The organism is Saccharopolyspora endophytica (assembly GCF_018070075.1).
Classification (GTDB): domain Bacteria; phylum Actinomycetota; class Actinomycetes; order Mycobacteriales; family Pseudonocardiaceae; genus Saccharopolyspora; species Saccharopolyspora endophytica.
The window spans coordinates 369,880-383,665 of sequence record NZ_JAGPXE010000004.1 but is presented as its reverse complement, the minus strand read 5'-3'; the positions used below and the strand labels follow the sequence as shown (position 1 = coordinate 383,665).

The 13,786-nt window shown below is 71.5% G+C and carries 15 protein-coding genes; 14 read left to right on the top strand and 1 reads right to left on the bottom strand.

Annotation, left to right across the window (positions count from 1 at the left end; translation table 11 throughout):
- The first annotated feature begins 23 nt into the window (after positions 1-23).
- From KBO27_RS12380 to hisI, 8 genes are all read left to right on the top strand, one after another.
- Entirely contained in the window at positions 24-725 is a 702-nt protein-coding gene (locus tag KBO27_RS12380) for a thiamine pyrophosphate-binding protein (RefSeq protein WP_210970127.1), read from the top strand.
- Positions 722-1,633, top strand: a complete 912-nt coding sequence (locus tag KBO27_RS12375; RefSeq protein ID WP_210970126.1) for a transketolase family protein — start codon at positions 722-724, stop codon at positions 1,631-1,633. Before KBO27_RS12380 ends, KBO27_RS12375 begins: the two co-directional genes overlap by 4 nt.
- An 18-nt stretch (positions 1,634-1,651) precedes the next feature.
- A complete protein-coding gene (gene hisH / locus KBO27_RS12370) occupies positions 1,652-2,281 on the top strand; it encodes an imidazole glycerol phosphate synthase subunit HisH (RefSeq protein ID WP_132686313.1) in 630 nt (209 codons plus the stop codon).
- Entirely contained in the window at positions 2,278-2,478 is a 201-nt protein-coding gene (locus KBO27_RS12365) for a hypothetical protein (protein ID WP_210970125.1), read from the top strand. Before hisH ends, KBO27_RS12365 begins: the two co-directional genes overlap by 4 nt.
- A gap of 159 nt (positions 2,479-2,637) precedes the next feature.
- Positions 2,638-3,369: a bifunctional 1-(5-phosphoribosyl)-5-((5-phosphoribosylamino)methylideneamino)imidazole-4-carboxamide isomerase/phosphoribosylanthranilate isomerase PriA gene (gene priA / locus KBO27_RS12360; protein ID WP_210970124.1), complete on the top strand. Its 732-nt coding sequence runs from the start codon at positions 2,638-2,640 to the stop codon at positions 3,367-3,369.
- Positions 3,370-3,475: 106 nt separating this feature from the next.
- On the top strand, positions 3,476-4,921 hold the full coding sequence (locus KBO27_RS12355) for an alpha/beta fold hydrolase (RefSeq protein ID WP_210970123.1): 1,446 nt from the start codon (positions 3,476-3,478) through the stop codon (positions 4,919-4,921).
- Positions 4,922-4,999: 78 nt separating this feature from the next.
- On the top strand, positions 5,000-5,773 hold the full coding sequence (gene hisF / locus KBO27_RS12350) for an imidazole glycerol phosphate synthase subunit HisF (RefSeq protein ID WP_132675052.1): 774 nt from the start codon (positions 5,000-5,002) through the stop codon (positions 5,771-5,773).
- Entirely contained in the window at positions 5,770-6,120 is a 351-nt protein-coding gene (hisI, locus tag KBO27_RS12345) for a phosphoribosyl-AMP cyclohydrolase (RefSeq protein WP_210970122.1), read from the top strand. The genes hisF and hisI overlap by 4 nt, the downstream gene beginning before the upstream one ends.
- A 181-nt stretch (positions 6,121-6,301) precedes the next feature.
- On the opposite strand, the gene KBO27_RS12340 is transcribed toward hisI, so the two are convergent.
- A complete protein-coding gene (locus KBO27_RS12340) occupies positions 6,302-6,916 on the bottom strand; it encodes a TetR/AcrR family transcriptional regulator (RefSeq protein ID WP_307870369.1) in 615 nt (204 codons plus the stop codon).
- 85 nt (positions 6,917-7,001) lie between these two features.
- Here KBO27_RS12340 and KBO27_RS12335 point away from each other — a divergent pair, with 85 nt between their 5' ends.
- The 6 genes from KBO27_RS12335 (at position 7,002) to lgt (ending at position 13,695) form a co-directional block, all read left to right on the top strand.
- Entirely contained in the window at positions 7,002-8,564 is a 1,563-nt protein-coding gene (locus KBO27_RS12335) for an anthranilate synthase component I (RefSeq protein WP_210970120.1), read from the top strand.
- Positions 8,548-9,153: a Trp biosynthesis-associated membrane protein gene (locus KBO27_RS12330; RefSeq protein WP_210970119.1), complete on the top strand. Its 606-nt coding sequence runs from the start codon at positions 8,548-8,550 to the stop codon at positions 9,151-9,153. Before KBO27_RS12335 ends, KBO27_RS12330 begins: the two co-directional genes overlap by 17 nt.
- A gap of 266 nt (positions 9,154-9,419) precedes the next feature.
- Complete coding sequence (gene trpC, locus KBO27_RS12325) at positions 9,420-10,232, top strand: indole-3-glycerol phosphate synthase TrpC (protein WP_132675042.1); 813 nt, start codon at positions 9,420-9,422, stop codon at positions 10,230-10,232.
- Positions 10,233-10,272: 40 nt separating this feature from the next.
- A complete protein-coding gene (gene trpB, locus KBO27_RS12320; RefSeq protein WP_210970118.1) occupies positions 10,273-11,529 on the top strand; it encodes a tryptophan synthase subunit beta in 1,257 nt (418 codons plus the stop codon).
- Positions 11,529-12,308 (top strand): tryptophan synthase subunit alpha, encoded by a 780-nt coding sequence (gene trpA, locus KBO27_RS12315; protein WP_246536910.1) that lies wholly within the window; start codon positions 11,529-11,531, stop codon positions 12,306-12,308. Before trpB ends, trpA begins: the two co-directional genes overlap by 1 nt.
- A gap of 160 nt (positions 12,309-12,468) precedes the next feature.
- Positions 12,469-13,695 (top strand): prolipoprotein diacylglyceryl transferase, encoded by a 1,227-nt coding sequence (gene lgt, locus KBO27_RS12310; RefSeq protein ID WP_210970116.1) that lies wholly within the window; start codon positions 12,469-12,471, stop codon positions 13,693-13,695.
- Positions 13,696-13,786: the final 91 nt, after the last annotated feature.

Here is a 13,786-nt window from a genome sequence, read left to right as displayed (position 1 = left end):
CTCGAAGTCCCATCCTGGTGCGCATGGCGATCAAGACGGACTACCAGTACGCGGACCTGCGCCCGCTGATGACCAGGATGACCGGCGACGAGAAGCACGACTCCGCCGCCACCTCCACCCTCGACGTGCTGTGGGTGCTCTACGACCAGGTCCTGTCGGTCGGCCCGGACCGCGTCGACGACCCGCAGCGCGACCGGTTCCTGCTGTCCAAGGGGCACGGGCCGATGGCCTACTACGCGGTCCTGGCCGCCAAGGGCTTCCTGGACCCGGGCGAACTCGACCGCTTCGGCGAGTTCGACTCCCGGCTGGGCTTCCACCCCGACCGGATGCTCGCGCCCGGCGTGGAGATCGGCAGCGGCTCGCTCGGGCACGGGCTCCCGCTCGCCCTCGGCGTGACGCTGGGCCTGCGGGCGCGGGGGCTCGACCGGCCGCGCGTGGTCGTGCTCGTCGGCGACGCCGAGCTGGACGAGGGCAGCAACCACGAGGCCATCCAGGTCGCCGGGCGCTGGGGACTGGGCCGGCTGACCACCGTGGTGATCGACAACCGCTCGTCCAGCACCGGCTGGCCCGGCGGCATCGCCGACCGCTTCGCGCGCGAGGGCTGGGCGACCCGCGTCGTCGACGGCCGCGACCACACCGCGCTCCACCAGGCGCTGAGCGCCACCTTCACCGACCGCCCGCTCGCGGTCGTCGCCGAGGTCGAACCCCGAGGAGGGAACCGATGAGCATGCGCGAGCAGTTCGTGCGCACCACCACCGAAGCCATGGACGCCGACCCGAGGGTCGCGCTGGTGCTGGCGGAGATCTCCGCCGACCGCTTCACCGACGCCGTCGAGCGGCACGCCGACCGGGTGTTCAACGTCGGCATCCGGGAGCAGGCGATGGTCGGCGTCGCCGGGGGACTGGCCCTGGCGGGGATGCGGCCGGTGCTGCACTCGATCACGCCGTTCGTCGTGGAACGGCCCTTCGAGCAGCTCAAGCTCGACCTCGGCCACCAGGGCGTCGGGGCGATCGCGGTCAGCACCGGCGCCTCCTACGACTACCCGACGGCCGGGCGCACCCACATGGCCCCCGGTGACGTCGCGCTGATCGACACGCTGCCCGGCTGGACCGTGCACGTGCCGGGCCATCCCGACGAGGTCGACGCCTTGCTGAGCCGCGAGTTCGACCACGACGGCCCCGTCTACCTGCGGCTCTCCGACCGCGCCAACGCCGAACCGCTCGTGACCGGGCCCGGCTGGCACCCGGTGCGGCACGGCCGCGACGGCGTGGTGCTGGCCGTGGGCCCGATGCTCGCTCCGGTGCTGGCGGCCACCGCTGCGATGGACGTCACCGTCCTCTACACCGCCACCATCCGGCCCTTCGACGCCGACGGGCTGCGCGCCGCCGTCCGCGCCGCGAGCCCGGACGTCGTGCTCGTCGAGCCCTCCCTGCGGGGCACCTCCACCCACGAGGTCGCCGAGGCGCTGGCCGACACCCCGCACCGGGTGTTGTCGCTGGGGGTGCGCCGGGACCGGGAGCTGCGCGCCTACGGCACCGCGGACGAGCACGAGGCCGCGCACGGGCTCGGCCCCACCGGCATCGCGGGCGAGGTGGCGCACTTCCTGCACGGGGTCGGGAAACGGGTCGCGTGAGGCCGGTAGCCTGAACCCGTGGCACGAGTCGTCATCTTGGACTACGGATCAGGCAACCTCCGCTCCGCCGAACGCGCTCTCCAGCGCGCGGGCGCCGACGTCGAGGTGACCGCCGACCATCGTGCCGCCGTCGAGGCGCAGGGCCTGGTGGTCCCGGGCGTCGGCGCGTTCGCGGCCTGCATGGAAGGGCTGCTGGAGGTCGGCGGCGACAAGATCATCGACCAGCGGCTCTCCGGTGGTCGTCCGGTGCTGGGCATCTGCGTGGGCATGCAGGTGCTGTTCGGGCAGGGCGTGGAGCACGGCGTGCAGGCCGACGGCTGCGGCCAGTGGCCCGGCACCGTCGAGCGGCTGCACGCCGACGTGCTGCCCCACATGGGCTGGAACACCGTCCAGGCGCCGAGCGACAGCGTGCTGTTCGCCGGTCTGGACGCCGACACCCGCTTCTACTTCGTGCACTCCTTCGCGGTCCGCAAGTGGGAGCTGGAGAGCTCTGACACGATCGCCACCCCCCAGGTGACCTGGGCCGAGCACGGCGAGCCGTTCGTGGCCGCCGTCGAGAACGGAGCCCTGATGGCAACGCAGTTCCACCCGGAGAAGTCCGGCGACGCCGGTGCCCGGCTGCTGCGCAACTGGCTGGAAGCCCTGTGACCCGCCGGCACGGGCTGATGGGCCCGAACGCGATCCGGATCACCGCGCTGGTGCTCGCGGTCGGCATGGCCTCGACCGTCGGCGCCCCGTACCTGATCCAGGCGGGCGTGCCGCTGCTGGGCGTGGTCGCGCTGAGCGCGCTGGTGTTCGCCGTTCCGCTCGTGGCCATCCTCCGCAGCGAGAAGTCCCGCCGCTGACCTGCGCGGACGACCCCATCCTCGCATTTCGCGCGACATCTCGACCCCGCTTTCCGGGCTCGAAATTCGCGCGAAGTTCGAATCCGGTCGTCCGTTCGGGGGAGGCTGAGGTGGTGGCCGGGTATTCGGACTCGGCGCGGCGTCATTAGGGTTGTCGGCGTGAGCTTCACTCTGCTTCCCGCTGTTGACGTTGCCGATGGGCAGGCCGTCCGCCTCGTGCAGGGCGCCGCCGGTACCGAAACCTCCTACGGTGATCCGCTGGAGGCCGCGCTGACCTGGCAGCGCGCGGGTGCGGAGTGGGTCCACCTGGTCGACCTCGACGCCGCGTTCGGCCGCGGCAGCAACCGCGAGCTGCTGGCCGAGGTCACCGGGAAGCTGGACGTGCAGGTCGAGCTCTCCGGCGGCATCCGCGACGACGCCTCCCTGGAAGCCGCGCTGGCCACCGGCTGCGCGCGGGTCAACCTCGGCACGGCCGCGCTGGAGAACCCGGAGTGGGCCGACCGCGTGGTGGCCGAGTACGGCGACCGCGTGGCCGTCGGGCTGGACGTGCGCATCACCGAGCAGGGTCACCGCCTGGCCGCGCGCGGCTGGACCAAGGACGGCGGCGACCTGTGGGAGGTGCTGGCCCGCCTCGACGCCGCCGGCTGCCGCCGCTACGTCGTCACCGACGTCAGCAAGGACGGCACCCTGCAGGGCCCGAACACCGAGCTGCTGCGCGAGGTCTGCTCCCGCACCGACGCCCCGGTGATCGCCTCCGGTGGCGTGTCGAGCGTCGACGACCTCGTCGCGCTGTCGAAGCTCGCCTCGGCCGGTCTGGAGGGCTCGATCGTCGGCAAGGCCCTCTACGCCCAGAACTTCACCCTCGAAGAGGCGCTGGCGGCCGTTCGCTGAAACCCCGGTCCTTCTCCGGGAATCCCCTGATCGACTTCGCCGCGTGAGATCACCACGGTGGTGGTCGTGATCCGAAAACGGATCCGACCACCACTGGAGGAACTCGATGCGACGAATGCTGGGGGCGTTGCTGGCCGTCGGGGTGACCGCGGGCGCGGCCGCACCGGCCCACGCCGAACCCGCCCTGGACTGGCAGCCCTGCGCGCAGAACGCGGAGGTCGAGTGCTCGACCGTGCAGGTCCCGCTGGACTGGGCGAACCCGCAGGGCGAGCAGATCGACATCGCCGTGGCCCGGCGGCCCGCGACCGATCCGACCCACCGCGTCGGCACGCTGGTCTACATGCCCGGCGGCCCGGGCGGAACCGGCGTGGATCCGCTGGTCGCCGCCAACCCCTTCGAGCCCGAGCTGGCCGCCCGCTTCGACGTGGTCAGCTTCGACCCGCGCGGCTTCGGCGCCAGCCACCCGCTGCGGTGCGATCCCGCGCTGATCGAGCAAGCGCCCGACCCGCTCCCGGACGGGCCCGAGCACTTCCAGCGGCTGCTCGACCACAACCGCCGCGCCTCCGACGACTGCCGGGCGCGCAGCGGCGCGATCGTCGACCACATGGACACCGCGAGCGTGGCCCGCGACATCGACGCGTTCCGCGCGGCTCTCGGCGAGGAGCGGCTGAACCTCTACGGCATCTCCTACGGGACCCTGACCGGGCAGATGTACGCCGAGCAGTTCCCCGAGCGCGTCCGATCGCTGGTGCTCGACAGCGTCTTCGACCACAGCCAGGACACCGCCGGTTTCCTCCTCACCCAGGCCGAGGCCGCGGAGGACTCGTTCCACGAGTTCGCGCAGTGGTGCGACCGGGACACCGCGTGCGCGCTGCACGGCGAGGACGTCGGCGCGGTCTACGACGGGCTCCACGCCCGGGCTGAGGCCGGTGAGCTGCAGAAACCGGACGGGTCCCCGATGACGCCGGTCGAGCTCTCCCGCCGAGCCGTCGGCGGCTTCTACGGGCCGGGCTGGCACGCGCTGGCCACCGAGCTCGACGCCTTGCGCGACAGCGCGCCGATCTCCCCCGCGCAGCAGGAGCCGATCCCGAACCCGGCGGCGGCGTTCTGCAACGACCACCGCATCGAGGTCGATTCCGCCGAGCACTACGCCGAACTGTTCCGGCGGCAGCAGCAGGCGGCCCCGCACGTGCGCGCGGGCGTGGGCGGTCTGGTCGCTCCGTCCTGCCTCGGTTGGCGGGCACCGGTGCAGAACCCGCAGCACGTTCCGCAGATCCGCACGGACGCACCGGTTCTCATCCTCAACGCCCTGCACGACCCGGCCACGGGGTACAACTGGGCGACCACTGTGGACTCCCACATCGAGCAGGCCACGCTGCTCACCTACGACGGCTGGGGCCACGGCGTCTACGACCGCAGCCGGTGCACCCTGGAGGCCACCCACGCCTACCTGATCGACGGCGCGATGCCGCCTGAAGGCACCCACTGCCTGGCGGTCCAGCCGGAGGAACCCGCGGCGGGCTCGGCCGGAAACCCCACCGCACCCTGGTGACGATCGGTCGTCGTGGCCTCGATCATGCGTGGTCGGGGCCACGACGAAGTGCGCGGGCCGTCGCCGTAGGCTGGACGCATGGGTGTTGCGGTGCGTGTCATCCCGTGCCTGGACGTGGACCAGGGCCGGGTCGTCAAGGGAGTCAACTTCACCGATCTCCGCGATGCCGGTGACCCGGTCGAGCTGGCGAACGCCTACGACGCCGAGCACGCCGACGAGCTGACCTTCCTCGACGTCACCGCGTCCTCCTCGGACCGCGAGACGACCTTCGACGTGGTCCGGCGCACCGCCGAGCAGGTGTTCATCCCGCTGACCGTCGGTGGCGGCGTGCGCAGCACCGAGGACATCAACCGGCTGCTGCGCGCCGGGGCCGACAAGGTCAGCCTGAACACCGCGGCGATCGCGCGGCCCGAACTGCTCAACGAGTCCTCCAAGCGCTTCGGCGCGCAGTGCGTCGTGCTGTCGGTCGACGCCCGCCGGGTTCCCGAGGGCGGGCAGCCCACGCCGTCGGGCTTCGAGGTCACCACGCACGGCGGACGCCGGGGCACCGGCATCTGCGCCGTCGAGTGGGCCGCGAAGGGCGAGGAGCTGGGCGTCGGCGAGATCCTGCTGAACTCGATGGACGCCGATGGCACCAAGGCCGGTTTCGACCTGGAGATGATCCGCGCGGTGCGCGAGGTCGTCGACGTGCCGCTGATCGCCAGCGGCGGTGCCGGCGCGGTCGAGCACTTCGCTCCCGCCGTGCACGCCGGGGCGGACGCGGTGCTGGCCGCCAGCGTCTTCCACTTCGGAGAACTGCGCATCGGCGAGGTCAAGGACGCGATGCGGGCGGAAGGGATCACGGTCCGATGAGCGAGCTCGACCCGACGATCGCCGACCGGCTCAAGCGCAACGCCGACGGGCTCGTCGCCGCCATCGCGCAGCAGCGCGGCACCGGCGAGGTGCTGATGATGGCGTGGATGGACGACGAGGCCCTGCACCGCACCCTCACCACCCGCCGCGCCACCTACTTCTCCCGCAGCCGCGGCACCTACTGGGTCAAGGGCGAGACGTCCGGGCACACCCAGCACGTCCACGAGGTGCGCCTCGACTGCGACGGCGACACCCTGCTGCTGGTCGTCGACCAGGAAGGCGCGGCCTGCCACACCGGCGAGCACACCTGCTTCGACGCCGACGTCCTGCTGCCTGTCGAATCCTGAGCGTTTTGCGTGGCGGTGCGGGTGGCGGAACCTGACACGCCGTCTGGACTCCGTGCGCCACTCCTGATGCATGCCGATACACGGCGTCGCGCCAGAAGACGTGTCAGAACCCGCGGCGGTGCCGGTTGCGAGGGTGGTCGTCACGGCTCGCGGCTGCGCCGCTTGCGTGTGATCTGCGGCGTCAGGTGAAGTTCGTCGTTCCCAGGTCTCCGGTGAGGTAGCGCTGGAGGTTGGGGCCGATGGTGGCCGCGACGGTGTCGGCGTTGGCGGAGGCCAGGGGCTCGATGCGGACCACGTAGCGGGCCATGCCCAGGCCGACGAGCTGGGAGCCGCACAACGCCACCCGCAGCTCCGGGTTGTCGACGTCCAGGACCTTGACCAGGCGGTGGAACAGCACGTTCTGCACGAACTCGCGGAGCATGGTGACGGCCTGCTCGTTGCCCGCGACGCTGCGCATGAGCGCCGCGAACTGCCCGCCTCCCACGGTGTCCCAGGAGGTGACGAACCGGCGCATGATCCGCTCGCCGATCTCCTCCCGCGGTCCGTCGAGGACCTGCTTGAGGATCTCGGCCGGGTTGATCGGGATCTGCACCGCGGCGGTGAACAGCCCCTCCTTGCCGCCGAACCAGTGCTTGACCATGGCCGGATCGACTCCGGCGCTGCCGGCGATGGCGCGCACGGTGGCCGCGTCGTAGCCCTGCTCGGCGAACACCTCGCGCGCGGCGGTCAGCAGCGCCGCCTTCGTGTCGGCGCCGTTGGGCCTGCGGCCCCGCCGCTTCGGTTCGGTCGTGCTCACCCACCCATCCTGGCGGCACCGGCACCGGCGTGGCAAAGCGGAGGTCCCGCACCGGGCCCGACGGGTGCGCGGCACAATGACACCCATGGTCGGCGATGGTGAGATCGGCAGTATCAGCCCAGGACGCGAGGAGTTCCGAACCCTGGCGGCGGACCGCAGGGTGATTCCGGTGGTGCGGCGGTTGCTCGCGGACGACGAGACCCCGCTCGGGGTCTACCGCAAGCTCGCCGGGAACCGCCCCGGCACCTTCCTGTTCGAGTCCGCTGAGAACGGTCGATCCTGGTCGCGATGGTCGTTCATCGGAGCCAGCAGCGCCGCCGCCCTGACCGTCCGCGACGGTGAGGCGCACTGGACCGGCACCCCGCCGGTCGGCCTGCCCAGCAGCGGCGATCCGCTGCAGGCGCTGCGCGAGACCGTCCGCCTGCTGCACACCGACCCGCTTCCCGGCCTGCCGCCGCTGACCGGCGGCATGGTCGGCTACATGGGCTACGACGCCGTGCGCAGGCTGGAGCGGCTGCCCGAGCTGACCGAGGACGACCTGCAGATCCCCGAGATGGTGATGCTCCTGGCCACCGACCTGGCGGCGCTGGACCACCACGAGGGCACGATCACGCTGATCGCCAACGCGGTGAACTGGGACGACAGCCCGGAGCGGGTGGACGCCGCCTACGACGACGCGGTGCGCAGGCTCGACGAGATGACCGAGCGGCTGCAGACCCCGGCGGCGCCCACGGTGGCGACGTTCTCCCGCCCGAAGCCGGACTTCCAGCGCAAGCGAGCTCCCGAGGAGCACCACGCGGCGGTGGAGAAGGCCAAGGAGGCCATCCGCGCGGGCGAGGCGTTCCAGGTCGTCGTCTCGCAGCGCTTCGAGATGGACACCCAAGCCGACGCGCTGGACGTCTACCGGGTGCTGCGCACCACCAACCCGAGCCCGTACATGTACCTGCTGCGGCTGGACGACCCCAACGGCGGCACGCCCTTCGACATCGTCGGCTCCAGCCCCGAGTCGCTGGTCACCGTGCACGACGGGCAGGCCACCACGCACCCGATCGCCGGTACCCGCTGGCGCGGCGCCGACGAGGACGAGGACGCGCTGCTGGAGAAGGACCTGCTCAGCGACGAGAAGGAGCGCGCCGAGCACCTGATGCTGGTCGACCTGGGCCGCAACGACCTGGGCCGCGTCTGCAAGCCGGGTTCGGTGCGGGTGGTCGACTTCTTCCGCATCGAGCGCTACAGCCACGTCATGCACATCGTCTCCACGGTCACCGGTCAGCTGGCCGACGACAAGACGGCGTTCGACGCGATCACCGCCTGCTTCCCGGCCGGGACGCTGTCGGGCGCGCCGAAGCCGCGCGCGCTGGAGCTGATCGAGGAGCTGGAACCGACGCGGCGCGCCCAGTACGGCGGTGTGGTCGGCTACCTGGACTTCGCCGGGGACGCCGACACCGCGATCGCGATCCGCACCGCCCTGGTCCGCGACGGCCGCGCCTACGTGCAGGCCGGTGGCGGCATCGTCGCCGACTCGGACCCGGTCGCCGAGGACCAGGAGTGCCTGAACAAGGCCCGGGCGGTGCTCAACGCCGTGGCCACGGCCGAGACGCTGGCCGCGCCGAGCGACCGGGAGGCGGCCGTTGACCAGCGAGTCTGAGCCCCGGCCGCCCTCGAAGGGGCTGCTGTGGTCGGTGCTGCTGCTGGTGCTCGCAGGTGCCGGTGCGCTGTGGGGCGCCTCGGGCCTGACCTGGCTGAACCAGCGCTTCCGCACGCCGATGGGCACCGAGACGACCAGCGGCATGACCGGCGCGGTGCTCCGCCCGGAACTGGGACCGATGGCGTTGGCGGCGCTGGCCGCCGTCGCCGCGGTGCTGGCCACCGGCGGGCTGCTGCGCCGCCTGGTCGGCGTGCTGATCGCGCTGGCCGGTGCGCTGCTGGCCTGGCGGTCCTTCGGGGCCTTCAGCGGCGGCTGGTTCACCCAGGCGGGCGGCGACGTCCCGCCGGGCAGCACGCCGATCGGTGAGCTCTCCAGCTCGCCGATCGGGCCGTTGCTCATGGTGCTGGGTGCGTTGCTGCTGGTGATCGCGGGAGTGCTGGTGATCGCGCGTGCGGGCCGGATGCCGGCGATGGGCGCGCGCTACTCGGCGCCGGGAGCCGCGAAGGAGCAGAAATCCCAGGATCCGGACAGGCAGCTGTGGAACGAACTGGACGCCGGTCGCGATCCCACGGACGAAGACGATCGCTGAAAGATCTCCAGGGTTGCCAAAACTGCTGTTCGACGTCGTCCGGAGCCGGTGCGTCCCCTTCGCGACAGGGCCAAAGGTCCTTGCTGCGCTGGGACTCCCGGCCCACCCCTTGGTAAGGGGGTCGGTCGGTGAGGTTTAGCATCGGCCATGCGACGGCACGGCGGGAAGGGGAGTGTCGTGATCGAGCGCAATGAGTTCAACCGCGCATTCAGCAGGGTCTGGGCATTGCGGGTGAGTGTTCGGGGCACAGCCGGCGAGGTGTTCGCGTGACCGTACTGGAAGACATCATCGAAGGCGTTCGCGAGGATCTCGCGGTGCGCGAATCGGCGATTCCGTTCGACGAGATCAAGCAGCTGTCCGCGGCGGCGACGCCGCCGCACGACGTTCTGGCCGCGCTCAAATCGCAGGGCGTGGGCGTGATCGCCGAGGTCAAGCGGCGCAGCCCGTCGAAGGGCGAGCTGGCCGAGATCGCCGAGCCGGCGGATCTCGCCGCCGACTACGCCGACGCGGGTGCCCGCGTGATCAGCGTGCTCACCGAGCAGCGCCGCTTCGGCGGTTCGCTGGCCGACCTGGACGCGGTGCGCAAGCGGGTTCCGGCCACGCCGGTCCTGCGCAAGGACTTCGTGGTCAGCCCGTACCAGGTGCACGAGGCCCGCGCGCACGGCGCCGACATGGTGCTGCTGATCGTGGCCGCCCTGGAGCAGAACGTGCTGGAGGCGCTGCTCGATCGGGTGGAGTCGCTGGGCATGGCCGCGCTGGTGGAGGTGCACACCGCCGAGGAGTCCGACCGCGCGTTGGAGGCCGGGGCGAAAATCATTGGCATCAACGCGCGCAACCTGCATACCCTCGAAGTCGACCGCGACGTGTTCGGCCGGATCGCTCCGGGGCTGCCGCAGGACATCCTCAAGGTCGCCGAGTCCGGCGTGCGCGGCCCCAGCGACCTGATGGCCTACGCGGGTTCGGGCGCCGACGCCGTTCTGGTCGGCGAGGGCCTGGTGACCAGCGACAACCCGAAATCGGCGGTCAACCAGCTGGTGACGGCCGGGTCGCACCCGGCATGTCCGCGTCCGAGCCGCTGAGGCTCGACGGCGCGGCGTGCGAAGCACAGGAGGTAAGGCAATGACCGTCGGGGCTGACGCCGCGCGCGCCCACCGCCAGGGCACGCCCGTGCCCGAGGGGCACGATCCGGACGAGCGCGGGCACTTCGGCGAGTACGGCGGCCGGTTCATGCCGGAGGCGCTCATCGCGGCTCAGGACGAGCTCGCCGCCGAGTACGCCAAGGCCCAGCAGGACCCGGAGTTCCTCGCCGAGCTCGACGACCTGCTGCGCAACTACGCCGGTCGCCCGTCGCTGCTGACCGAGGCCAAGCGCTTCGCCGAGCACGCGGGCGGCGCCCGCGTCCTGCTCAAGCGCGAGGACCTCAACCACACCGGCTCGCACAAGATCAACAACGTGCTGGGTCAGGCGCTGCTGGTCAAGCGGATGGGCAAGCGCCGCGTCATCGCCGAGACCGGTGCCGGTCAGCACGGCGTGGCGACGGCGACCGCCTGCGCGCTGCTGGGCCTGGAGTGCGTGATCTACATGGGCAAGGTCGACACCGAGCGGCAGGCGCTCAACGTCGCCCGGATGCGGCTGCTGGGCGCCGAGGTCATCCCGGTCGCCAACGGCTCGGCCACGCTCAAGGACGCCATCAACGAGGCGCTGCGCGACTGGGTCGCCAACGTCGACCACACCCACTACCTGCTGGGCACCGCCGCCGGGGCGCACCCGTTCCCGATGATGGTGCGCAACTTCCACCGCGTCATCGGTGACGAGGCCCGCGAGCAGACGCTGGCGATGGCCGGTCGGCTGCCCGACGCGGTCGTGGCCTGCGTCGGCGGTGGATCGAACGCGATCGGCATCTTCCACGGCTTCATCGACGACGCCGACGTGCGGCTGGTCGGCTACGAGCCCGCCGGTCACGGCATCGAGTCCGGCGAGCACGGCGTGACCCTCGGCGAGGGAACCCCGGGCACGCTGCACGGCGCCCGCTCCTACCTGCTGCAGGACGAGGACGGGCAGGTCATCGAGGCCTACTCGATCTCCGCCGGGCTGGACTACCCGGGCGTCGGCCCGGAGCACTCCTACCTCAAGGACACCGGCCGGGCCGAGTACCGCTCGGTGACCGACGACGAGGCGATGCAGGCGTTCCAGCTGCTGTCGCGCACCGAGGGCATCATCCCGGCGATCGAGTCCGCGCACGCCCTGGCCGGGGCGATCAAGCTCGGCCAGGAGCTGGGACCGGACGGGCTCATCGTGGTCAGCCTCTCGGGCCGGGGCGACAAGGACATGGACACTGCGGCGAAGTACTTCGGGCTCGTCGACGAGGAGGCGTGATGAGCCTGCGTGAGGTTTTCCAGGCGTGCCGCAACGAATCTCGGGCGGCTCTGATCGGGTACCTGCCCGCCGGTTACCCGACCGTCGAGGACAGCAAGGAGCTGTTCAAGGCGATGATCGACGGTGGTTGCGACCTCGTCGAGGTCGGGCTGCCGTTCTCCGACCCGGTGATGGACGGGCCGACCATCCAGGCCGCCAGCGAGACCTCGCTGCGCGCAGGCTTCCGCGTCCGGCAGGTGTTCGACATCGTCTCCACCATCGCCGAGGCCGGTGGCAACGCGGTGGTCATGACCTACTGGAACCCCGTGCACCGCTACGGGGTGGACGCCTTCGCCCGCGACCTCAAGGCGGCGGGCGGGCTCGGCGTGATCACCCCGGACCTCATCCCCGACGAGGGTGAGGACTGGATCGCCGCCACCGACGAGCACGAGCTGGACCGGATCTTCCTGGTCGCGCCGTCGTCCACCGAGGAGCGGCTCGCGCTGACCGCCAAGGCCAGCAGCGGCTTCGTCTACGCCACCTCCGTGATGGGCGTGACCGGTGCCCGCGACTCCGTCGGCTCCGCCGCATCCGGCCTGGTGGAGCGCACCCGCGCGCACACCGACCTGCCGATCGGCGTCGGTCTGGGCGTGCGCTCCCGCGAGCAGGCCGCCGAGGTGGCGCGCTTCGCCGATGGCGTGATCGTCGGCTCGGCGTTCGTGACCAGGGCGGAGCAGGACGGCCCGGAGGGCGTTCGCGCCTTGGCCGCGGACCTCGCATCGGGCGTGCGCGGAGAATGAACGCCAGGCGAGGAGGTGCTTCCTCCTCGCCCCCCACCTGAGCGGTGACTGGGCGTGATACCGAAACGTTCTTCGCCAACGGGTCACGGGTTCGTTGTCCTGCCGTGATGCTGCACGGGGGGTGCTCACCTGTGGTGGGGCGCCCGATACCGTAAGCGTCGTGAATGCCACGGTTGCCGCTTCGGCTAGTCCGCTCCTGGCCAACATTCCGAGCCCTCCGCAGGGGGTTTGGTACATCGGACCGATCCCGCTGCGCGCGTACGCGCTGTGCATCATCGCCGGCATCGTGCTCGCGGTGTGGATCAGCAGCCGTCGCTGGATCGCCCGCGGCGGTCGCGAGGGCACGGTCGTCGACGTCGCCGTGTGGGCGGTGCCGTTCGGCCTCATCGGCGGGCGGCTGTACCACGTGGCCACCGACTGGTACAAGTACTTCGGCCCGGACCGGAACCCGCTGGACGCGTTGAAGGTCTGGGAGGGCGGCCTCGGCATCTGGGGCGCGGTCGCGCTCGGTGCCGTGGGCGCCTGGATCGGCTGCCGCCAGCGAGGCGTGCCGCTGCCCGCGTTCGCCGACACCGTCGCGCCCGGTCTGGTGCTCGCGCAGGCCGTCGGCCGCTTGGGCAACTGGTTCAACCAGGAGCTCTACGGCGGTCCGACGACCGTGCCGTGGGGCCTGGAGATCTACCGGCGCATCGACCCGGACACCGGGCTCGCCGACCCGATCGCGGGCGTGGCGGTCGACCCGACGCCGATCACCGTCGTGCACCCGACGTTCCTGTACGAGCTGCTGTGGAACGTCGGCGTCTTCCTGCTGGTGCTGTGGGCCGACCGCAAGTTCCGGATGGGCCACGGCCGCGTGTTCGCGCTCTACGTCGCCGGCTACACGGCCGGTCGCGTGTGGATCGAGATGATGCGCAGCGACGAGGCCACCCACATCCTGGGCATCCGCATCAACGTCTTCACCTCGCTGGTGGTCTTCCTCGGCGCGGTCATCTACCTCCTCGTCGTCCGCGGCAAGCGGGAGGACCCGGCCCTCCTGGCGGGCAAGCCCTACCCGGACGACATCCCGTCCACCACGGCCCCCGGCGAGTCGAGCGGGACCGAGGACTCCGACAAGACCGAGGACTCCGACGAGGAATCCCGGGACCGCACCGCTGACGACGACGATCCCGAACCGAAGCGCTCCAACGGCGACGGGGACAAGTCCGAGAACTCCCACGAGGACGAGCCGAAGAACGCCGACGAGGACGAGGCTGAGTCGAAGGGTTCCGACGCGGACACGAAGGACTCCGACGAGGAGCCCGCGGAACCGGCCACCGCCTCGAAGCAGGACGACGGCAAGGCCACGAAGTCCGAGACGGACACCAAGGACGCCAAGACCCAGTCCTGACACCCAGCGCAGAACGCCGAGCCGAGGCCGCGACTCCACTCCGGAGCCGCGGCCTCGGCTTCTTCACACCCCAAACCGGATTTCAGTGGAA

Bases quoted from the DNA above. Each gene is read 5' to 3' on its own strand.
- trpB (WP_210970118.1), top strand. From the start codon at position 10,273: ATGACCGTCGGGGCTGACGCCGCGCGCGCCCACCGCCAGGGCACGCCC.
- KBO27_RS12375 (WP_210970126.1), top strand. From the start codon at position 722: ATGAGCATGCGCGAGCAGTTCGTGCGCACCACCACCGAAGCCATGGAC.
- KBO27_RS12335 (WP_210970120.1), top strand. From the start codon at position 7,002: ATGGTCGGCGATGGTGAGATCGGCAGTATCAGCCCAGGACGCGAGGAG.
- hisI (WP_210970122.1), top strand. From the start codon at position 5,770: ATGAGCGAGCTCGACCCGACGATCGCCGACCGGCTCAAGCGCAACGCC.
- KBO27_RS12355 (WP_210970123.1), top strand. From the start codon at position 3,476: ATGCGACGAATGCTGGGGGCGTTGCTGGCCGTCGGGGTGACCGCGGGC.
- trpA (WP_246536910.1), top strand. From the start codon at position 11,529: ATGAGCCTGCGTGAGGTTTTCCAGGCGTGCCGCAACGAATCTCGGGCG.
- KBO27_RS12380 (WP_210970127.1), top strand. From the start codon at position 24: ATGGCGATCAAGACGGACTACCAGTACGCGGACCTGCGCCCGCTGATG.
- hisF (WP_132675052.1), top strand. From the start codon at position 5,000: ATGGGTGTTGCGGTGCGTGTCATCCCGTGCCTGGACGTGGACCAGGGC.